General features: G+C 48.3%; 11 protein-coding genes. 9 read left to right on the top strand and 2 right to left on the bottom strand.

Annotated elements, in window-relative coordinates:
• The first annotated feature begins 60 nt into the window (after positions 1-60).
• Together GCU44_RS05630 and GCU44_RS05635 are read left to right on the top strand one after the other, a co-directional pair.
• Positions 61-2571 carry a DUF4962 domain-containing protein gene (locus tag GCU44_RS05630; RefSeq protein WP_161993899.1) on the top strand — a complete coding sequence of 837 codons (2511 nt, stop codon included), beginning with the start codon at positions 61-63 and terminating at the stop codon, positions 2569-2571.
• A 49-nt stretch (positions 2572-2620) separates the two neighbouring features.
• The gene (locus tag GCU44_RS05635) at positions 2621-4039 is read left to right on the top strand and encodes a sulfatase (protein ID WP_154854945.1); all 1419 of its coding nucleotides are present in this window, start codon (positions 2621-2623) and stop codon (positions 4037-4039) included.
• A gap of 776 nt (positions 4040-4815) precedes the next feature.
• Here the strand turns inward: GCU44_RS05635 and GCU44_RS05640 are convergent.
• Together GCU44_RS05640 and GCU44_RS05645 are read right to left on the bottom strand one after the other, a co-directional pair.
• The gene (locus GCU44_RS05640; RefSeq protein ID WP_154854947.1) at positions 4816-6354 is read right to left on the bottom strand and encodes a SusD/RagB family nutrient-binding outer membrane lipoprotein; all 1539 of its coding nucleotides are present in this window, start codon (positions 6352-6354) and stop codon (positions 4816-4818) included.
• A 20-nt stretch (positions 6355-6374) separates the two neighbouring features.
• Positions 6375-9533, bottom strand: coding sequence for a SusC/RagA family TonB-linked outer membrane protein (locus tag GCU44_RS05645; RefSeq protein ID WP_154854949.1), 3159 nt, complete (start codon positions 9531-9533; stop codon positions 6375-6377).
• Between the two features lie 624 nt (positions 9534-10157).
• Between GCU44_RS05645 and GCU44_RS05650 the strand changes: the two genes are divergently transcribed.
• The 7 genes from GCU44_RS05650 to GCU44_RS05680 all read left to right on the top strand — a co-directional run bounded on the left by GCU44_RS05650 (position 10158) and on the right by GCU44_RS05680 (position 22595).
• Positions 10158-13229: a SusC/RagA family TonB-linked outer membrane protein gene (locus tag GCU44_RS05650; RefSeq protein WP_154854951.1), complete on the top strand. Its 3072-nt coding sequence runs from the start codon at positions 10158-10160 to the stop codon at positions 13227-13229.
• Between the two features lie 17 nt (positions 13230-13246).
• Positions 13247-14881, top strand: a complete 1635-nt coding sequence (locus GCU44_RS05655) for a RagB/SusD family nutrient uptake outer membrane protein (RefSeq protein WP_154854953.1) — start codon at positions 13247-13249, stop codon at positions 14879-14881.
• Positions 14882-15167: 286 nt separating this feature from the next.
• Positions 15168-16520: a Gfo/Idh/MocA family protein gene (locus tag GCU44_RS05660; RefSeq protein WP_154854955.1), complete on the top strand. Its 1353-nt coding sequence runs from the start codon at positions 15168-15170 to the stop codon at positions 16518-16520.
• Positions 16521-16965: 445 nt separating this feature from the next.
• The gene (locus GCU44_RS05665; protein ID WP_154854957.1) at positions 16966-18378 is read left to right on the top strand and encodes a sulfatase; all 1413 of its coding nucleotides are present in this window, start codon (positions 16966-16968) and stop codon (positions 18376-18378) included.
• 637 nt (positions 18379-19015) lie between these two features.
• Entirely contained in the window at positions 19016-20023 is a 1008-nt protein-coding gene (locus tag GCU44_RS05670) for an amidohydrolase family protein (RefSeq protein WP_154854959.1), read from the top strand.
• Between the two features lie 693 nt (positions 20024-20716).
• Complete coding sequence (locus GCU44_RS05675; RefSeq protein WP_154854961.1) at positions 20717-21322, top strand: RNA polymerase sigma factor; 606 nt, start codon at positions 20717-20719, stop codon at positions 21320-21322.
• Between the two features lie 145 nt (positions 21323-21467).
• Positions 21468-22595, top strand: a complete 1128-nt coding sequence (locus GCU44_RS05680; protein WP_154854963.1) for a FecR family protein — start codon at positions 21468-21470, stop codon at positions 22593-22595.
• Positions 22596-22681 lie beyond the last annotated feature (86 nt).

The raw sequence follows: 22681 nt of genomic DNA on the forward strand, positions 1-22681 counted from the left end.
GGTTTTTTGTTGGGCTTCCTTCTTTTGGGCTGCGGGGAGCGTACTGGAAAACAGTCTTCGGTGAAAGCTGCCTACCTGCTGGATGCGGTATATCCCCGATACCTGGACTATCCCACACCTTCCGCAGGAAAAGTCGTACGCACAAACCCGCCGATTTTGAGATGGCCGGTAGAGAAAGGCCGGAACATCCGGTATGATATCCGACTATGGGCCGAAAATGAAGGTTCGTCTCCAGATCGTATCAACGAAATAAGAGATATTCCCTGGGCCATGTTTAATCCTCATGAAAAATTGGCATCCGGAAATTGGTATTGGCAGTTTAGAAAATCCGGGGAAGAATGGTCTGAAAAGCAACATTTCCTGGTCGATTCATTGGCCGTTGAGATCGTTTCGCCTGACGCCAACGAATTTTTACAGGCGTTGCCAAAAGCGCATCCAAGGGTGTTGGCTTCCGCAGCTGATCTTTCCAGGTTAGGTAATTTGGAGCTTAACGAAGATATTCGGTTCATTTTAGCGAAAGCAGAAAAAGTACTTCTGGAGAGTATCCCTAACGAGCAGGAAGGACTACCAACGCGTACAGGAGCAGACGAAAGCCAGGACAAAAAGCTCCGGCTTGATGCCAGTAAGGAACTGGGTAGTCGGGTTTACTATGCGGTAGTATCCCTATCCGAAGCATACATTTTAAGTAGAAACGAAGAATTTGCCGAAAAAGCCATCCAAATTGCTTCCGAAGTAGCCACCTGGGAGCCCAGGGGAGTATCGAGTGTCAACGATTTTGGCGATTCACGCTGTATGGTAGCAATGGCGCTGGTTTTCGATACCTTTTATGACAAACTCAGTGATACTGAAAAAGAAGCGTTGATTCAGGCGATCAAACCAAGGGCCTCCCATTTTTACACGAGTTGGATTAACAACATAGAGGCAAGGGTATTGAGCGGACATGTATGGCAGCATATTCTTCATTACTTTTTTCAAACCTGCCTGGCCGTTTACGGGGATGAACCGGAGGCAGCAGAATGGTTGGCGTATGCCTATGAATTGTTTCTGGCAAGGGCACCTGTTTTGGGTGGCCACGATGGAGGCTGGGCCGAGGGCGTTTCCTATTTCCGAATGAATATGGAAACGTTGATCGATATACCTTTATCCATAAAAAAAATCACTGGATTTGATTTCGTACAGGCACACCCCTGGTACGCAAGTCAGGTAGACTGGATGATTTACCACATCCCCCCCGGTTCGGCTTCCGATGGTTTTGCAGATAATTCGGACGAACTGAGTAGTCCGGGTACAGATTATGTTGCCTTTGCTCTGGAGCTGGCAAAGCTCAGGAAGGATACCAAAGCCGCCTGGTACGCAAATGAATCCATGAAATACGAACGTGCTTCCCTTGCGGAGCATCCCACGCTCCGGTGGGTACGCCTTACGAAAACCCGCGATTTGCCCATCCCGGATCCAGTCTCTTTTCCCGATTTGCCAATGGGGAAGGCTTCCACTGATATTGGCGTGGTAGCCATGCACAGTGACGTTGCCAACAAAAAAAATAACCTGATGGTAGCCATGCGTTCCAGCCCCTTTGGTTCGTATGGGCACATGCTATCCGATCAGAATGTATTTAATATTTTAATTGGAGGGAAGAAGCTGTTCTACCGGACCGGTTACAAGGTATCCATGAATGATCCCCATCGTACCGGCTGGTACCAGCATACAAAGAGTCAGAACGGGATAGTGGTAGATGGCAACGGACAGCCCTATAGTACGGAGGCTTTTGGGTGGATTGCCCGGTTCTTGCAGGGAGACGACCTTGCTTATGCCAAAGGGGATGCCTCCCGGGCCTACCAGAGTAAGGAGACCGAAGAGGATTATTCGGTCGTAAAAAATATTAGGCACCTTGTTTTACTCAAACCCGATGTAATCCTTGTTTACGATGAACTTGAAGCCGGCGAAGCGGTGAATTGGTCTTGGCTTATCCACAGCCTTGAAGCAATGGAAATTGACACGAAAAATCAAACCTTTAGGGTTCAGCAGGAAAATGCAATTGGAATGGGACGGCTATGGGCTTCAGCGGACCTGTCTTTTCATTTCAGGGATACGTTTGACGTAGCAGCCGTGAATTGGAGAAAATCGGTCGGGGAGGATGGTCGTGTGAAATCCTACAAAGATAACCAATTCCATCTCAGCGCAACCCCAACAAAAAAATCCACCAAGATGCGATTTTTTGGCGTGATCCAAGTCGCGGAGGAAATGGATGAATCCGAGTTACTTTCCGGCACGCTTCGCAATGGAATAGCAGAGATCGAAATTGGAAACTGGAAAATTAGCGCATCGTTGGATTCAGCATCAGCACCTGGCCTACTCATCCAAAATGAAAAAACAGAAACGGTATTTTCATCCCATGGAAAGGCACTTCGTTTACGGGATCAATCCTTTTCCGGTAAGGATTCAGGAAGCAGTATCCTGGGAATTATCAGAGATGGTTCCCCATTGTTTATTGAAGCAAAGGACGAATTACCACCCGAAATGCAATCCAGACTCCGGTACTTTGAAAAATCATCCGGTAATTTTTCTCAATAGAATTCGATAGATAAAACCCTGCGACGCCAAAATATTTAGCCCAATAATCATGAAAAATAGCCGTTTGATCTTGTTGTTATTCGTTTTGCTGGTTTTCGGTTCCTCAGGTTCTGCTCGCTACCAGCTTACGAAGAAAGCAGCTCCTCCCAATTTCATATTTATCCTCACCGATGACCAGGGGTGGAGTAGCACTTCCATCGGCATGGACGAGCGGATTCCAGCATCCAAAAGCGATTTCTTTGAAACGCCTTCCATGGATCGCCTGGCCCGGGAGGGGATGCGCTTTACTCGTGCCTATGCGCCTGCCGCCATCTGTTCGCCCACCCGAAGAAGCATCCTGTTTGGACAAACACCTGCCAGACTGGGGGACGAGACCTTCCCGGCTGCGCATGATCCCCGGTCGAATGCTCCCCAGTTGACCATTCCATCGATGCTGAAAGGCATTGATACCCGGTACCGGGCCGCGCACTTTGGTAAATGGGATTTGCGGGCGGAAATTTTCCCCGAAGATTTGGGTTTTGACGAAAGCGACGGCGATACCCGGAATGCACACGGCAATTTAATGACCGGAAAGGACGATAAATGGGAGGCGGTATTTCTTACCAATGATCCCAAACGTAGTTCCTCCATCACCCGAAGGGGCATCAACTTTATGGAAAGGCAGGTGCGTGCGGGAAACCCCTTTTACCTGCAGCTATCGCACTATGCCGTACACATAGACATGCAAACCCGGGAAGCTACGCTGGAGAAATACCGGAACAAACCAAAAGGAGTGAAGCATAGGCATCCGGCCTGGGCGGGAATGTTGGAGGACATGGATCACACCATCGGGCAGGTTTTGGATAGGGTAGCCTCTCTGGGCATCTCCGAAAACACCTACATCCTGCTGATGGCGGACAATGGGTCCGTGGAAATGCTGCCCCCGGTGCCCTCTCTCCAAAAACTGCGGCATCCGGATACCTTCGATCGCCCCCTGCGGAATGCCCCGCTTCGTGCGGGTAAATGGACCCTCTACGAGGGAGGGATACGCGTTCCCTTTATCGTAAAAGGTCCCGGGGTTTCAGCGGGCAGTACCAGTCGGGAACCGGTAGGCGGTTGGGATATTTTGCCAACGCTCGCTACCCTCGCCGGATATACCGGTCGGCTACCGGATAACCTGGATGGAGGAAGTTTTGTGGGCCTGCTGCAATCGCAAGGAAGCGGGGAGGTCCAGCGAAAAAATGATTTCCTGGTTTTTCACCGGTACAGCAATGGCTACCCCCACTCCGCCTTGATTCGGGGAGACGAGAAGCTGATTCGGTTTTGGAAAACGGGCAAACTGGAATTGTATCACCTGTCCGATGATCTGGGCGAAACGCAGGATTTGGCAGCCTCCCAGCCCGGAAAGGCGGAGGAACTGGACAGGAAGCTTCGGGCCTACCTGCAGGAAGTAAACCCGGAATTGCTCAAAAAATTAAGCGCCTACTGAAGCGTTTCTATGGGGACGTCATGCCCGGTTTATTGCCGGATTTCGCTGTTCTTGTTTAGCGATGCCTTGGAGACAGCAGATGCCCGGTTCGATGCATGCGCTGGCAGCAACCGCTACCGACGGCGGGCGGTCTGAGCGTCTTGATCGCATCCGTTAAGGCATTTTTCTCCCAACTGGTCTGCTGAAAAACTCAAAAACAAGTTCTTAAAAACCAGCCCAGAGAGCTTTCTGGCCTGGTTTTGTGCTTTTTGGTTTTCCAGAATCTGGATTAATATGTTCTTGATGGTGTATTTCAGCCCCCTCCACGCTGAAAAACGCAGGCGCGGGAGTGCCATCCCCGCCAATTTGAGGAGGTTGAGCACAAGGATGATGGAAGCGATCCACGACTGGCCAGTGTTTTTGAACTGTACCCGAGAATGTATTGACGATACATGTTTTCGGTAATTTGGGCGATGGTTTCCCGGCCAGTCCTTTCCAGTGAGCGATTCGGTCGAGGTTTCTCCATGTCCCCTGGATTTCGGATCGGGGCTCGAAAGCAGTCTTCCACTTCACCTGGTAACTGCCAACCATTTGTACTGAAATATTTTTTTTGAGTAGTGGTGTCCCTACTCTTTATGTTTTGCTTGGCAGTAAAAAAACATCCAGCTAACACGAACGATGCACGCCAGTAGAAAACCTTATCTTCGCTAATAATGAAAAATCGGCTGAAACGCCCCCTTAAAAAGAAAGCTGCCCCAACAACGTTGGAGCAGCTTTCACCAGCAGCTTTGTAAACCTTAGTCGGCAGTGTCCCACCAAAGCGGTGTTTTTAGTCTTACTTCCGGGCTGTTATCCCCCACGTTGTCACCGTTTCTAACCATCTCATTTCCTTCGTAGATCATGGCCCTCATCCATTCTCCCGGACCAAATAGCGGGTTGAGGTTGGAAGGCTGGCGTAGCGAAGGTCCGTAGATATCCTGGCTAAAGTCCATGCGGCGCATGTCTACCCAGGTTTCGGGGTTGAAAACCTGGGTAATGTATTTTTGCCGCATGATATGGCTGAGACCGGTTGTCTGGTCATTAAAATGGGCGTTCACCCCATCATCCAGTAAGGCCTGCCAGAAAGCATCCATCTCATCGGCAGGTACTCCCAATTTTCGCATATTGGCGCGGACACCTTCTTCGTAGGCTACCAATGCCCCCCCGTTGTCACCCGATCTCAGACGGGCTTCTGCTTCGATAAACTTCAGCTCTGAGTAGGTCATAAACGGAAAGGGTGAGTCGGGTCGGGAATAAAAGCCTCCGGTGACCCGGCCATAATCGTCCCCATTGAAAAAAGGGCCGGTTCCCTCACGCCCGCCCGGCACACCTTCGCCCGGAATGAGTCCGCGAAATTCACCATCTGCCGGAGCGGGGTTCATGATGATACCGATACGCGGGTCAGTGTACGTTGAATTGGTCACCGGGAGCGTTTTGAGCAGGTCCACAAAGAACTGGGTATAGGAGAAATAGCGCGGGCTGGTGGGGCTGGTAAATCCTCCGTAGCCTACATTGCTCCATGGATTGGCTTCCGTAGCCTGTCCGCCCTCCAGGTAGGGAAACTCGGCGTCCATACCATCTCCATTGAAGCCATTTTCTACGGCCGCCAGAATCGCCTGGGGATCGTAGTTGCTTTTCTTGCTTAAGTGGTTCAGGTAACGTGCCTTGAGTGAATAGGCAAAGCGACGCCATTTATTCACATCTCCCTGGTACATGATATCTCCTCCGGCCTGATTAAGCCCTTTCGCATTCTCACTGGCATTAAAGAATGCGATCGCTTCGTCCAGTTTTTCAATGACAAGCTGGTATACGAGCTCCTGCTCATCAAAAGCGGGTGTCAGGTTTACCTGGCTCACGCCGTCATAGGCAGAGGTTACCGGAATGCGTCCAAACTGATCGGTGAGCATGCCAAAGTTGAGTGCTTCCAGGGTACGTCCTACCCCCGCAAAGTGAGGAGAATTTTCCTCTTGCCCCTGGACCACCAGGTCCACACAGTTGGGGATAGCCCAGGTATAGGCGTTCTGCCAGAAAAAGTTACTGGCACTAAAGTTCCATGTTTCGGCACCCGAGGCTTGCACGCCGGACGCCGCATATTGCACCACCGCGGTGATTTCCCGAGAGGCCCGCCACTGGGAGGCCCCATTGGACATGGTGATTGCACCGATGATACGGTTCTCTACCGGAATGTAAGAGGGGTTGTTTGGATCGGCATTGACGTCCAGAAAATCCTCACAGGAAGTAGCCGTAAAACTCAGCACCAGGCCAAGGAATAGTTTGTATATAGTTCTGATTTTCATCTTCTTCAGCAATTATTTGATTAAAAACTCAATCTAAGGCCCAGGTCGAGACCTCTGGTAGCCGGTACACCTAGATTGTCCATGCCCATAGAACCGGTTCCGGCAACACCGGCACCTCCAGAGCTTACTTCGGGATCTACGCCAGAGTAGTCAGTGATCAGGATCAGGTTTCGTCCGGTGGCGTAGAACTCCAGCCCTTTGATATTTACTTTCTCGAGCAGGGGTTTTGGCAAGCGGTAGGAGAGTGTCACGTAGCGTAGGCGATACCAGCTACCATCCTCGACAAAGGCTGGACCGTTTCCGCGATAGATTAGCTGGTAGAAATTCTGATCCAATACCACTTGCTGGGTATTGGGCTCACCCGTCGATTCTATTATTCCGTCAAATACGGTCGTGGTGCCACGATCAAGGGTCTTGGTACTGAGCCCGCTACGAACCAGGGCGTTTTCGGTAGCATTGTAGATGTCCCCTCCGATCCGAATGTCCCATAGAAAGGAAAGGGACAAATCGTTGTAACGCAACGTATTGGTGATACCGATAAGGGCATCCGGGTTACGGTCTCCAATGATCTGCTTAATCGGGTCGATTTGCGGATAGCCATCGTTGTTTAGCAATAAAACACCATTTTCATTGGTTTTCCAGACATCACCATTGATACCGAAGAGAGAAGCGCCCAGGAAGCCTGCTCCTTGTGCCACAAAACCGTCTACAGAAGCATCCGATTGCTCCACCCGGTCCAGGGTACCGGGAAGATCAACTACGGTAGAGGTATTTCTGGAGAAATTGATATCCGTTTCCCATCTGAACTTATTGCCGGCGACAGGCACGGCATTGACCATCAGTTCGACTCCCTCGTTATCAATACGTCCACCGTTGAGGTAGGCGATGAATGAACTTGCCGAAGGAGGTACTCGTGTAAAGAGGATCTGATCATCAGAGCTCATCGTATAATAGGTAAAGTCTACTCCCAGGCGGCCGCTAAAGAAACGAAGATCCAATCCGGTTTCAAAGGCATTGGTAAACTCCGGACGCAGGTCGGGGCTTCCAAACGCGTAGGTATCGACGATAAACCCACGAGGAGCGGCGGTAAACGAGTTGGTGGTGTTGAAGTAGCGGTTGCCCAATACGTGAGGCGGCGCATCTTTACCCACTCGAGTCCACGAAGCCCTGACTTTGGCAAACGACAGTGTCTTTTTGGGTCCATCATTGGTAACACCTATCTCGTCCAGCAGGTCGGAGACGACAATAGAGGTGCTAAGGGAAGGATAGAAGAACGAACGGGCATTGGGCGGTAGGGTAGAAGACCAGTCATTACGCCCACGCACGTTTAAAAAGACGATGGACTTCCAGTCCATGTTCAAGTCTCCAAATGCGCCAACGATACGGCGGCGGGAGCCTCCTTGTGATACCGTACGGTCACTTTGCTCTACGTTGTTGATACTTGGGAAATTTGGCGCGATGAAATTTCGGCCGTACCAGTCAGTAGTGACGCTTCGTGCTATTTCCACATTGTGTCCCAGGGTCAGGTTGGCATTGAACTCCCCGGGAAAAGAATGCTTGAGCGTGGCAAGCAGGGTGGAAGTAGTGATTTGATTAAATCGGTCGTTTTCGGTAATGGCGCCTCTTTCTTCTCCACCGATCACGGTACCCGTACCCCTTACACTACGAAACTCTTCATTGAAGAAATCGGTACCGGCCCGATAGGTGATATTGAGGAAATCCACCGGATCGTACGAAAGGTTGGCCACGCCAATCATGCGATTGACATTGCTGGTGTTGGGGTTGTTGTAAATACTCCAGTAGGGGTTGTCAATAAAAGCAGCATCTTGCGCGACACCCAGGATGGTACGCTGCGTACCATCCGGATTCAGGTAATTGCGCATATCGTCGTTGAGCGGCCAGTTGTAGATACCACGCATGGTACCACCCCCGCCACCTCCCGTGGCACCGATGATATTGGTTTCTGCAACGCCCGAGCCCTGCAGGGCAAAAGAGTTTTGGGTGTTCGTGTAGTTGGCAGAGCCGCCGACTTTTAGCTTATCAGACAGTTTGGTTTCCGCGGTGATACGGAAAGAAGTACGGTTGAAATCTGTATTCTCAATCACACCGTTTTGGTCAAAACGGCTGGCGGAGAGGTAAAAGGTCGAGCGTTCGTTACCCCCTGAAGCCGAAATATCGTGTCGCTGGGTGGTGGCGGTACGGAAGAAGTTTCCCAGGTTATCATAAACGGTCTCATTCGGACCGAACTCAGGACCCCAGGAAATTCTGGCCTCGGGGTTGAAATCGCCGTTGACCCCTTGCTTGAACCGGGTTTGTAATTCGGGCAGGCGGTTGACTTCATCAAAAGAAAAGGCATTGCTGTAGGTAATACGGGCCTGTCCGGCTGTACCCTTTTTGGTGGTGATGATTACGGCACCTTCTGAAGCGCGGAGGCCGTAAAGTACCGCCGCCGCTGGTCCCTTAAGCACAGTGATAGACTCAATGTCCTCCGGATTGATGTCTATGCCCCGGTTAGAGTTTACCGTATTCTGAGCTCCTAGTCCGACTCCCCTACCCGTAGGAGCACTGTTGTCAATCGGAATACCATCCACCACGAATAGAGGCTGGTTGTTACCACTAAGCGAGGTTCCTCCGCGTATCAAAATTACAGAAGAGGCTCCGGGTGCTCCACCGGAATTGTTGATCTGAACACCGGCGATTTTTCCCTGCAAGGCATTGACCAGGTTGGGCTGCTGCGCTTCTACGATGGATGCTGCCTTGATTTCCTGCACGGCATAGCCCAGCGATTTTTTCTCTTGCTGCACACCGAAGGCGGTTACAACCACTTCCCCAAGTTGGGCCAGGTCTTCCTCAAGCGTAACGTTTAGTACCGACTGACTACCGACCGGCAGCCTTTTGGATTGGTATCCAATAAATGAAAAAACCAGGTTGGCATCTGGAGAAGGTACATTGATCCGGTATTCTCCGTCAATGTTGGTGACGGTACCGGTGTTTGTACCTTCCAAAAGAACACTTACTCCAGGCAGCGGTTCACCACTGCCGGAGGTGACTGTACCACTCAACGAGCGGTTTTGCGCCCAGGCAAACTGGGAGGCAAGGAGGGTCATTAAAAAAAGACCTCCAAGCAATCGGGTTACAGGAGTTACCAATCCCGATAGGTTAGGTAAGAATTTAAACATAGTTTGTGATTAAAGGATGAATAAATGCAAATTAACATCGTGCAGAACCTGCTTGTTCAACTAGTTAATTAGCTCGGGAAATTAGACCAAATTACGTTACAATCAAAGTACTGTAGGTAGAAAAAAAATCGCAGTCCGAGGCCGGGATGGAAGAAAATTTAATAGGAAAAACTTATCAGATCAGGATACTCTACAGAATAAATGGTACCCTATTAAGATAAAATAGGGGTAATCACTACGTTAAATTGGCAAGTTTGAAATCGATAATTTGGTTCGTTTTTGTGTAAAATAGTTGCTTTCCAGTATTTTTTTTCGTAACTAAAATCGGTAAAAATTAATCACAAATATTCATTGAGAAAATTCATTTGAATCCTGTTGCCACTTCCCAAAACGCGGAACGTGCCTGGACCCCTGCTGAGAACAGGGAATGGAACGGGCTAAAATGATCATGCTTACCTGCTGACAGGTAGCCTTAACCAAAACCTTTCTCGCAGCGCGGGAAAGAGTTTTATTCAGGTAGTCAGGATAACGTTATTTTTCACCTTTCATCGTTTTCCGTGCTCAAACGATATTTTCCCAGTAAATATTTATGTAGTTGGACAACCAAATTAATACTGTATTTATATGAGGAAATTACTACCAAGGAAGGCGATCTACTTGAAAAAAGTTGTAGCCTTTGCACTCACACTTCAATGTGTCAACGTGGGAGCGGCACTGGCACGAAACGGGGAGGGCCCCGTTTTACGGATAATTGAAATAGCGGAAAAAACAGCTGTTGATTTTTATGAGGATGTAACCATTTCGGGTACCGTTACGGACGAAAATGGAGATCCGCTACCGGGAGCGACCATAACGGTACAAGGTACAAGTTCAGGTACGGTAACCGATATTGATGGCAATTACTCACTTGTGGTTTCTGAAGAAGCAACATTGGTATTTTCCTTCATCGGATATGCATCGAAAACCGTAGCCATTGGCGCCCAGACCACCATCAACATTACCCTGATGCCCGATGAGTCCTCATTGGAAGAGGTGGTGGTGATCGGATACGGTACCCAAAAAAGGTCCGATGTCACGGGCTCAGTTGCACGGATGAATACCGAGAAGACGCAAGATTTGTTGAATACCAACATTCTTCAGTCACTTAAAGGAAGTGTAGCCGGCATGACGATCGGTACACCGGATCGTCCGGGAGAGGAGCCCTCCCTACGTGTACGGGGAACAAACTCGATAACCGCTGGAAACGATCCGCTTATTGTCGTAGACGGTGTCATATATAATGGGTCTTTAAATAATATCAATCCGAATGATATCGAAACAGTGGATATTCTGAAAGATGCCAGCGCGGCCGCAGTCTATGGATCAAGGTCTGCGAACGGAGTGATACTGCTTACAACGAAGAAAGGAAAAACCGGAAAGCCGGTCTTTAATTTCCGTGCGAACTACGGGATCTCCAACCCGGTGAAATTAATAGATGTCCTTGATGGACCGAATTACATACAGAAGGTGCTTGATTTCCGGGAGGCAAGCGGACAGGAAGCCCTGATGGAAAACATCACCGATTACCTAAACCCGATCGAGGCTGAAAATTACCTGTCAGGAACGACCATAGACTGGTACGATGAATTGGTAAATCCATCGACTACTGAAAATTACAACCTAAGTATTTCAGGGGGTAACGATGCCACCGAATACTTCATTTCGGGGACCATCTTCGATGAAAAGGGAATCGTCGAAAACGATAATTTTAAGCGAAGAACACTTCGTGTAAATCTATCCAATGAGATCACTAACTGGTTTAAAGTAAGTGTGCGATCTTCATTTACCTCTTTAGACTATTCGGGTGTTCCGGTAAACTTACTTTATGGCCTCAGTCCTTACAGCAGCTTAAGAAACCCAGATGGAGGCCTTCGTCAATTTCCAATGGATGATCCCTTTTTTGAGAATCCGTATTATCCCACCTTGATTGACGATGAGGACATACGAACGGATTTATGGGGATTGCTTTCCAGTGAGTTGGATGTACCATTTATTCCCGGCTTGCGATGGACCATGAATTATTCCCTAAACAAGGGAGATCGACAAGCAAATCGCTTTCAGGATAACAGGCTCGCGCAGCAAAGCAACGGAGTAGCCTCTCAACAGTCTTTTGATGATTTCTACCGAATATTTGATAATATCCTGAACTACCGAAAGGTGATTAATAACCGTCACGCAATTGATGGGACCTTTCTATACAGTCGGGAGTATCGAAAAGCCTCTAATTTCCGGGCAGTATCCTCTGATTTCTTCAATCAAAGTCTGGGATATTACAGTTTGGAGTTGGGGGCAATTCAATCCGTTTCAAGTGATTTTAGCGAGCAAAACAACCTGGGTTTCATGGGTAGGGTAAACTATTCTTTTGATGACAAATTTTCCCTGACGGCCACCCTCCGAAGGGACGGTTCCTCGGTGTTTGCAGCGGGAAATAAGTATGCCACGTTCAAAGCGCTCGGATTGGGTTGGATCATTTCTGACGAACCCTTTATGAGTAATGTTGATTTCTTCGATCGATTGAAATTGAGGGCTTCCTATGGTGAAAACGGCAATCAGGCAATTGCCCGGTATCAAACGCTGGCCAGACTAGCCAGCCGAAATGCTGTGTTTGGTGATGGTGGCGGAATTGCGAATGGCGTTTTTGTAAACTCTCTGGCCAACAATGATTTAGGTTGGGAAACAACAGAAGTTTATAATTTTGGCACAGAGTTTTCAATTCTTGGAAGCAGGGTAACCGGTACAATCGACTATTACACGTCTACTACAAGTGATCTGTTGCTTAATCGGGCTCTTCCCGAAACGACAGGGCAGTCATCGATATTGAGTAACATCGGGCAGGTTGGTAACAAAGGCGTAGAGATTGCCCTGAATTCGCTAAACATACAGACGCCGGATTTTACCTGGGAAACCGGGCTGATTTTTGAACGTCAGCGAAATGAAATTCAAAAACTATACGGAACGGATGAAAATGGCGACGGGGTCGAAGACGATGATATTGCAAACGGATGGTTTATCGGACATCCTTTGGGTACCATTTTCGGTTTTGGCATTGATGGAATACACCAGCAGGGTGAAAGCGATCTGCCTCCCGGATACGAGCCGGGGGATTTTCGAATCATTGATTACGACGGTGATGGGGAACTCAGTGGTGATGATCGGCACATTTTGGGTTCAAACAATCCCAATTACTCATTCAGTGTATCCAACACTTTGCGATACAAAAGATTCTCGCTATACGTGATGATCAATTCAATTCAGGGAGGCGGAGCCAGAAATTTCTATGTCGGAAATAACATCTTTATGCACAACCCGAATGCACAGTTTTCATCCTGGACAGAAAGATTCAATGTAGTGGACATTCCCTACTGGACGCCCGATAATCCGTCCAACACCGTGGCAAGTATCGACTACATTCCCGTGAGAAACCATCCCTACCTGGAAGATCGAAGTTTTGTCAGAATACAAGATGTTAACCTGGGGTATTCCTTGGGGAATGAACTGTTAAATAAAATAGGCTTTTCCAACCTAAGGATCTATACGAGCATCAAAAACCTCTACACCTTTACGAATTGGAGCGGCTATGATCCGGAAAATGCAACCTCGATCCAGAACGTGCCGCTAATGCGGACATTTACGTTTGGTCTGGATGCCTCATTTTAACAAAAACACGAATTCAAATGAAAACATACAACTCAATATATAATAAACTGATCTTTGCGCTATGCATGTTGATGGCGCCAATGATCCTTTCTTGCGAAGATGATATCTTGGAAGAAATCCCCAGAAGCTTTTTAAGTCCGGAAACTACCTTCGTTGATACGGATGGTTTCAGAGCTGGGTTGGTAGGTGTTTATAGCATGACCCGGGCATTGTTTGTCCCCGATGCACCTGGAACGGCATGGTCCGATCGCGATGACTTAATGAGTCTTAATTATGGGACAGATATCGGGTGGTATTGGGATAGGAAAAATTTCTTCGGAGACTATTCCATCATTAACCCCACCACAAACTACCCTAGCCGTTTGTGGAATCTGCTCTACATCATCATTAAAGATGCAAACGTCATCATTACTCGTGCAGAAAATGAAAACGTCGCTTGGGACCAGCCCTCGGATAAAGATGAAGTAATCGCAGAAGCCAGGTTTTATCGGGCTTTTGCCTATCGGTATCTGGTGTACCATTATGGAGGAGTCCCGATCATCGATGGAGAAATCGCAGGGGTAAAACTCGATTTTGTCAGGGCCAGCAGGGATCAGGTATTGGACTTCATGATTGCTGATTTACAGTTTGCTTCTCAAAATTTGCCCGTAGAAAACCCAAACAATGGACGCGTGGTTAAAGCCGCAGCCGATCACTTATTGGCAGAAACCTATATATCCACAGAAGACTATGATTTAGCGATTCAGGCAGCAAGTGCGGTGATAGACGATGGCCAGTACGAATTAATGAACGATAGGTTCGGATCCTTCGCCGGCGAACCAGGGGATGTGTTCTGGGATTTGTTCAGGTACCGCAATCAGAACGACCCTGCCAATACAGAGGTTATTTGGACCGCGCAAATTGAATTTAATCTACCCGGCGGAGCGGGGAGCTTTAATCGTACCGAGCGGGCCTGGGGGCCATTCATGGATCCCGTAAGAACCCCAGACGGCCTTCAGGCGATTCTAAGGGATGAATTTTGGGGGCGTCCGGTTGGGTTTATTCGGCCCTCAGTTTACCTGGATTCTACCATATGGGAATCCGATTTTGATAACGATATTCGTAATTCCCCCCATAACATGCAAAGGGAATTCGTGATCAATAATCCGGAATCGGCCCATTTTGGAGAGGTGATTGTGCCCACAGAAGCCCAAAAGGTTAGAAATGTTTTTGTGTACATCAAAAAGGCCTCCATGCCCATGGGACACCCTCAGGGATATGATCCGGGAGGAAATATCTACAACGACGTATACATCTTCAGACTTGCCGAGACGTATCTGTTACGGGCAGAGGCACACCTCAAAAACGGGGATAATGTCAATGCCGCTAATGACATCAATGTGGTCAGATCCCGGGCAAATGCCACACCGGTCGATCCCGGAAACGTGGATATCCACTATCTACTGGACGAGCGGGCGCGTGAACTGGTCATTGAGGAACCTCGTCAGCTGACACTGAGGAGAGTGGGGCTCTTAGGAGAGAGAATCCAGATGTACAATCCGGTCTCTGGGCCTACGTTTACGGTTGGACGGGATGAGTTGCTACCGATTCCTCAATCTGAAATCGATGCAAACACCGAAGCAGAACTAACGCAAAATCCCAATTATAATTGATCGGCCGCCGCATTCACACCAAAATCACTTTCCGGGACAAAAAGGCAAGGAAGGCATCATCACGTGACAGCTAGAAGCGAAGAAGTGTGTTCTGAAACGTGAATTTTCAAAACTTTAACAATTAATCTGGCAAATTCTAACCCATTTACTTTGATATTACCTGAATAATTATGATTCTGTAGGTGGAAAGCTTATCTACCCGGTTTTTGAATGTAGTAAAACTAGGATTGGCTTAGTGAAAAAAGAAGGTAACCGATTAGGGATCAGATCATTTAGTAAAATTATAATGAAAACAACAAGAAGAACATTTTTAAAATCAGCTTCAACAGCGGGTATAGGAGCATTATTTATTCCTAATTTTATTAAACGTCCGCCAAGTACAAAATTGCGTTTTGCAATGATCGGTGTAGGAGCCAGAGGTCGTGCGAGTTGGAGTCAGGTTGCCGTAGAGGATATAGTGGCCATGTGCGACGTGGACGACAGAATGACTGAAAATGCCTACAAAACGGTGCCTAAAGCTAAAAAGTACAAAGATTTCAGGCGGATGTTCGACGAAATGGCCAACGACATTGATGCCGTAATGATCGCTACGCCTGACCACACCCATTTCCCTGCAGCAATGGCTGCCATGCAACTTGGGAAACATGTATTGGTCGAAAAACCATTGGTGCATAATATTTGGCAATGCCGTACCATGAAAAAAGCAGCAAAGCATTATGGCATTGTTTCGCAAATGGCAAATCAGGGACATACAACCCATGGAATCAGACTGGTAAAGGAATGGTATGATGCAGGGGTTCTTGGAGAGGTAAGAGAAGTGATCAGGTGGGGTGGTCCGACAAGGTTTAGTCCGGATGGATATTTCTCGAAGCCTGACGGGTTTCCATTTCCAGTACATGAAGTACCCAAAGAATTGGATTGGGATTTATGGAAAGGTCCCGCAGCGGATCTTCCTTTTAACAATGAATATGCACCTAAATCATGGAGAACTTTCTACGATTTTGGTAGCGGAGCGATGGCCGACTGGTGTTGTCATACCTTGGATGCTCCTTTCTGGGCATTGGATCTGGGCATGCCACATACCGTAGACGCCGTGGTACCAAACCCCGAAGTTCCGGATCATAGCATGATTGCACAGGAATCAACGATAACCTGGCAATTTGGAGCTCGCGGTACGAAACCACCTGTTACCATGAAATGGATCGAAGGCATGGGCAAACCGGAATTGAAGGAAGAGTATGGGCTCGAAGAAATGCCGGATAATGGGATGATCATGATTGGTTCGAAGAAGACCCTTTACCATGGTGGTCGTCCAAATAATCCCCGATTACTTGTTCCTGAAGAAGAATGGATCGATTTCCAAAAGAATAAACCAGCAGAAACCATTCCTAGAGTGGAAGAAGAAAAACCGGTACAGGAATGGGTGGCGGCCATTAAAAACGACACCTTGCCGGGATCAAACTTCGATTATGGTGCAGACTTAACCGAAATGGGACTTGTCGGGGTACTTGCACAGCGTTTTGGCGGAACTATTAATTACGACGCAAAAAACATGAAGGCCATTGGTCGTCCGGAGTTGGATGCCTACATAAAGGAACCTGTTCGCGAAGGATGGTCTTACGGGGAAGACCTTTGGTAGAATACTAGATACTCTTTCAGAAGATCCTTTTGAAAAGAACAAACTAATTCATGTAAAATATAAGAATCGGAAAAACAACAAGTCATGGAGTAGCGTCTGGAATGGAAAAATAGGGTAAGGGATACCAAGCCAAATCCATCCGCTAAAGAGTAGGGTGAAGGATCGTTTTTTTATCAAAAGAAACCAACCTATGGCCTATAAACAGTAAATTTCCTTCCTGAAAGGTTATAAATCAGTTGAAAAATTTAACATTGGGGGTGAGCTGAACGTTGAAGGTGTTGCGCCGTACTTTCCTATTGGTCTGTAATTCATGGTTCGAACCCTCACGGATCACATTCATTTTCTGCCACTTTTTGGAAAAGATAATGGGTGCCTGCAAACAGAACCGCTTGGAATGGTAAATCACAGGTATTCAAACGTTTGGCTGTAAGCGTATCTACTTATCATGAAAAGTGTTCGTTTTGTTTTTTTACTTTTATTGCTGCTGTGTACGGCAGCTGGAAGCAGCATTTCTACTCCAAAACAGGCAAATCCCCCTAATTTTATTTTTATTCTCACCGATGACCAGGGGTGGAGTAGCACTTCCATCGGCATGGACGACCGTATTCCGGCATCCAAAAGCGATTTTTTTGAAACGCCTTCCATGGATCGCCTGGCAAGGGAAGGCATGCGCTTTACCAATGCGTACGCGCCGGCTGCCATCTGCTCGCCTACCCGAAGGAGCATCCTATTTGGACAAACGCCCGCGAGGCTGGGGGATGAGACCTTCCCGGATACGCATGATCCCCGGTCGAATTTGCCTCTGTTGACCATTCCGGCTGTACTGAAAAGCATTGACCCAGGGTATCGGGCCGCTCATTTCGGCAAGTGGGATTTGCGGGCGGACATTTTCCCCGAAGATTTGGGCTTCGATGAAAGCGACGGAGATACCGGGAATGCACACGGTAATTTAATGACGGGAAAGGACGATAAATGGGAGGCAGTGTTTCTTACCAATGATCCCAAGCGTAGCGCCTCCATCACCCGAAGGGGCATCAACTTTATGGAACGACAGGTGCGTGCGGGAAACCCTTTTTATTTGCAGCTGTCGCATTATGCTGCGCATGTAGACATGCAGACCCGCGAAGCCACCCTGGAGAAATACCGGAACAAACCGAAAGGAACGAAGCACCACCACCCGGCCTGGGCGGGAATGCTGGAGGACATGGATGCCACCATCGGTCAGGTATTGGATAAGGTCGCCTCTCTGGGCATTTCCGAAAATACCTATATCTTACTGATGGCGGACAATGGGTCCGTGGAAATGCTGCCCCCGGTACCCTCCCGCCAAAAACTGCAACACCCAGACAGTTTCTATCGCCCCTTGCGGAATGCACCGCTTCGTGCCGGTAAATGGACCCTGTACGAAGGCGGGATACGGGTCCCCTTCATCGTAAAAGGTCCAGGAGTTCCAGCGGGTAGTACGTGTCGGGAATCGGTGGGAGGTTGGGATATTTTGCCAACTCTTGCTACACTCGCCGGATACAGGGGTCAGCTACCCGATAACCTGGATGGAGGAAGTTTTGCTGGCCTGCTGCAATCGGAAGGAATCGGTGAGGTTCGAAGAACGAATGATTTCCTGGTTTTTCACCGATACAGCGATGGTTATCCCCACTCGGCCCTGATTCAGGGAGACTATAAGCTCATTCGGTTTTGGAAAACCGGTAACCTGGAGTTGTACCACCTACCGACCGACCTTGGGGAGACCAATGATTTGAACGCGGCCCAGCCCGGAAAGGCAGAGGAACTGGACAAGAAGCTTCATGCTTACCTGCAGGAAGTAAACCCGCAATTGCTCAAAAAGTTGACCGCTTACTGATGGGTTTTTTTTGACCGAAGATCGTTCCAGGTTTATTGCTTGCGTCCCGTCCGGATGCCTATGGATACGAATGGAAGTGCCGGATGCCCGGGTCAACGCTCCCGCTCCCAGCAAGCGATGACGAACTTAGTGCGACCTGAAGGACCTGCTCCCATCCGGTAAGGCAATTTTCCCATCCAAATGGTCAGCTTTTTTTTACCCGAAATCGGTTGATTTGGTCCATGGCAGCCCAAAAAATCGACTCCGTGAATGTATCGGATCCGGAATAGGTTCAGCCTTTCTATGCCGATTACCGAACCGCGAAGATGGGCGAGTTGCTGGAACGGGTCGAAGGAAAGGTCTTTATAATCCGGGTTAAAAAAAGCGGCGGTGCAACCGAAAAGGGTCCAACAACAAGTACCTGTCGAATGGTATTTCGGGGTAAGATGGTTTCTGACCTAGGGAAAACCTCGGGGATAGTGCCAAAGAAATGGATGAATCCAGATACATCCGTTGATACAGCACGGGTGTAGCTACTCAAGGCAAATGCTTTGCCAGGAAAAAATTAATACCGGTTCATTCTTCTATTTATTTGGCTTTTAAACAAGACTGTAGTAACTTTTAGCTAGACTAACCCCAAACCCATATAGCCTTGAGAATGGAACCTTTTGCTACAAATGACGACTCAACAGCCGTTTATTTTGCCGCGCAACAAAGCCGATCCAAACGAAACAGCCAGATAAATAGCATCAGCCGCCGTGACTGTTTGGGCATCTTAGGCGGATCAATTGCGGGCCTCGCACTGACCTCGATGTCGGGATTGGGTAAGACTCGGACTAATCCGCCGCTCGTCGATACCCATCTGCACTGTTTTGATGGTCCTGACAGCCAGGAATTCCCGTATCACCCCAATGGACCCTACCGACCAGCTTCTGCTGCCACCCCGGAACACCTGCTGAGTTGTATGGACGGAGCAGGAGTCAAGTACGCGATCGTCGTCCATCCGGAACCCTACCAAGACGACCATCGCTACCTGGACCATTGTCTGGAAGTCGGTGGCGGTCGACTGAAGGGTACCTGCCTGTTTTTTGCTGACCGGCCGAAATCGCTGGCAGCCATGCCAGGGTTTTTGAGGGAACGGCAAGGAAACATAGTGGCCTCGAGGGTTCATGCGTACGTTCCAGATAGGTTGCCTCCATTTGGGAAACCAGAACTCCGTAAATGGTGGCGCAGCGTTGCCGACGCCGGGATTGCGGTGCAATTGCATTTCGAACCCCGCTATGCTCCCGGCTTCGAGCGGTACATCCGGGAATTCGCTGATACCACGGTGATCATCGACCACCTTGGGCGTCCGTTTCAGGGATCACCGGAGGAGCATGCCCGGGTAATACGCTGGGCTGACTTTCCCAACACCGTGATGAAGCTTTCATCGATTCCTCCACCAGAGCGCTATCCTCACCAGGATGTAGGACCGATCATCCGCCAATTGACCAATGCCTGGGGCGCTGAACGAATGATCTATGGAGGAGGCTTTAGTGGAGATGCGACGGCAGACTCCTACCTCCGCTACCGTCAGGACCTGCTGGGTTACCTCTCTCACCTCTCCCCCCAGGAACAGGCGGCAATACTCGGAGCCAATGCGGCACAGCTTTTCGGCTGGATTTAAACCAGGCGGGTGAAATTGCTTGCGTTGTCCTGGTTACATCAATAAGGCAGTGATCCAATAAAATCGATGCTCCTCGCCAGATGGAAATAGGGATGAATTGGAAAATAAGGCCAATAGCAAGTTGTAGTTTCCTGTTTTCCCATAGGTCCGTTTGCATTTCTGCTTTCGCAGGTTCAGCACAGGTTTGAATGGGCAGACCGGGAACATCCTGTTGATATTTGCCGTTGATTCGCCGATCTATGGACCTGCCAACGTCAAACACCTTTTTTTTGTACCTCCTTTCCTTGGGCCACGTAGTTGAATCCGGGATGATGACGATATTTAATCTGTAGTTGTTGGAATACGTTTTTAAAAATCAGGAGCGGTTTTACTTTTCGCGTGCAGGCTGTTGTATCTCAGCTAGGCCTTCCCGGGTGACCTTGCCTTGCCAAAGGCGCCGGCGATGCACCTTCCTTCGTTTGGGGGTATCCATGCGATGTTGGTCCCCTGGTAGATGGTCTTTGCAGATCTGGATGAAAAAGTAGCAACATAAAGTAATGTGGCTGCGGTTCCTTTTCCAGTACAAGTCAAAAATGGGAACCTTGGAACTCCGATCCCTTGCGTGGTTTCGAAAAAAGAGAAAAATGGCCTTCGTCCTTTTTATACTGGTCGAATTTTATTAGTTTAAAAAGATCTAAATCCAATTTACCTGCTATGTATAAACAAGCCTCGATTGATGGAGTTGGCTCGGAATCTGACGATCATGCGCTTTGGAACCAAATCAGAGTGGGCGATATGGCCGGGCTGGAAGGATTGTATACGAAATACGTTCGGGAACTCTTTCGGTTGGGCATGTCCATAAAGGGGGATCGAAGCCTGGTAAAAGATTGCATACAGGAGGTTTTTTTGACGGTTTGGCAGTACCGGGATTCGGTAAAAGCTACCGATAATGCACGGCTTTACCTTTTCAAATGCCTGAGTAACCGTATCCATAAAGAGATAGGAAGGGACAAAAAGCGGTATGGATATTTACACCAAGAACTGGAGAACGCGTTACAAACGGAACCCGAAGAAGCAGGAACTGCTGTACACACCTCCCAAAAGACCCGAAAAAACCTTAGCGAGGCATTGGAATCGCTTCCTTCCCGTCAACAAGAAGTGATCCACCTGTTGTACTACGAAAACCATTGCTACGAAGACATCTCCATCATCATGGGAATCAACGTGCAATCGGTTTATACCCTTGCCTGGAAGGCCATCGGGAATCTAAAGAAACGACTGTTGCTAATAAGCCTGCTCCTCAAGGCATTTTTGGCATGATACTTATCATTTTATTATCAAGACGCACTTTATTTTACCGCGTTTTTATTCGGATAGCCCAAACTTTAAATTTAATGTAAATTTCAACCGTTTTATGCTGAAATAGGATAGATTTTTTATTGTGTGGACTTATGTGGTTGTATTTATGGATATATCCAGCTATACCGCAGAAGATTTTGTATTGGATCCAACTTTCAGAAGGTGGGTGTTGCAGCCCAATGCTGCATCCAATCTTTTCTGGGAGGACTTGTTGACCAAACACCCTTCCCGGTACATGGCCGCAAACCAGGCACGGTTGATCATCCTACAGATGAATACAAAGAATAAAGCCCACCTCTCTGAAACGGAAATTTTGGGTTTGTGGAAAGGCATTGAAAAAAAGGCATCCGGGCAAGCAGCGATCCGACAGGAAAAAGTGGTCCTACTGAATTCTTTAACTACCTTTGAACGCCATAAGCCACACAGTCCTTCTCCTGCGAAAATTTACCAGCATTTTGGTTTTCGGGTAGCCTGTGTACTGGTTCTATCTCTGGGCTTGGGGTATCTTTCGGGCCGGATACTTTCGAAGCCCCCATTGCCGCAAGTTACTGCGCCTTCTCCGGTCCGCTACCTGACACATACCACTGTCCCGGGTGTAAAATCCTACCTCACCCTTAGTGACGGCTCGCAAGTCGTTCTCAATTCCGGAAGTGAATTACGCTACCTGGAAAATTTCGGTACCGGTGACCGAAATGTTTTTTTAAAAGGAGAGGCTTTTTTTGAGGTAGCAGAGGATTCGCTGCGTCCCTTTCGGGTTCGTTCCCGAAATACCACCACCACTGCCCTGGGAACCAGTTTCAATGTGAAGGCCTACGAAGGAGAAACCGTAGATGTCTCTTTACTAAGCGGAAAAGTGGCCGTCAACCGAGAGGGTTTTCCGGAGGCGCCGGTCCTATTGGTTCCTGGAGAAGCACTGAAAATAGACATCGAAAAAGCTCGGCTGGTAAAGAGCGAATTTAATCCAGACCGGGTAATCGGGTGGACCAAAAAACGCATTGTTTTTCAGGAGACGCCGCTTTTAGAGGCCATTCGGGTACTCGAAAACTGGTACGGGGTGCAAATTCGCGTTATAAACCGATCTGGAGAGCGGGTGTTGCTTTCCGGAAAGTTTCAGGACGAGACCCTGGAGAACGTTCTGGAAGGATTGAAATTTTCTGCCAGATTTGACTATACCATCGAAAAAGAAAACGTAACCATTCGATTTAAGAATAAATCCCCACAGCCTATGATCTAAGACCCTTGATAAAAAAAGGCTGGGAATGCGCCAACATCCCCAGCCCATCATTCTCCGGAAGGTCCTGCCAGGGAATTTCCGGATTT

Source organism: Cyclobacterium xiamenense, assembly GCF_009467825.1.
In the GTDB taxonomy this organism is placed as follows: domain Bacteria; phylum Bacteroidota; class Bacteroidia; order Cytophagales; family Cyclobacteriaceae; genus Cyclobacterium; species Cyclobacterium xiamenense.

Bases quoted from the DNA above. Each gene is read 5' to 3' on its own strand.
- GCU44_RS05635 (WP_154854945.1), top strand. From the start codon at position 2,621: ATGAAAAATAGCCGTTTGATCTTGTTGTTATTCGTTTTGCTGGTTTTC.
- GCU44_RS05640 (WP_154854947.1), bottom strand. From the start codon at position 6,354: ATGAAAATCAGAACTATATACAAACTATTCCTTGGCCTGGTGCTGAGT.
- GCU44_RS05645 (WP_154854949.1), bottom strand. From the start codon at position 9,533: ATGTTTAAATTCTTACCTAACCTATCGGGATTGGTAACTCCTGTAACC.
- GCU44_RS05650 (WP_154854951.1), top strand. From the start codon at position 10,158: ATGAGGAAATTACTACCAAGGAAGGCGATCTACTTGAAAAAAGTTGTA.
- GCU44_RS05655 (WP_154854953.1), top strand. From the start codon at position 13,247: ATGAAAACATACAACTCAATATATAATAAACTGATCTTTGCGCTATGC.
- GCU44_RS05660 (WP_154854955.1), top strand. From the start codon at position 15,168: ATGAAAACAACAAGAAGAACATTTTTAAAATCAGCTTCAACAGCGGGT.
- GCU44_RS05665 (WP_154854957.1), top strand. From the start codon at position 16,966: ATGAAAAGTGTTCGTTTTGTTTTTTTACTTTTATTGCTGCTGTGTACG.
- GCU44_RS05670 (WP_154854959.1), top strand. From the start codon at position 19,016: ATGGAACCTTTTGCTACAAATGACGACTCAACAGCCGTTTATTTTGCC.
- GCU44_RS05675 (WP_154854961.1), top strand. From the start codon at position 20,717: ATGTATAAACAAGCCTCGATTGATGGAGTTGGCTCGGAATCTGACGAT.
- GCU44_RS05680 (WP_154854963.1), top strand. From the start codon at position 21,468: ATGGATATATCCAGCTATACCGCAGAAGATTTTGTATTGGATCCAACT.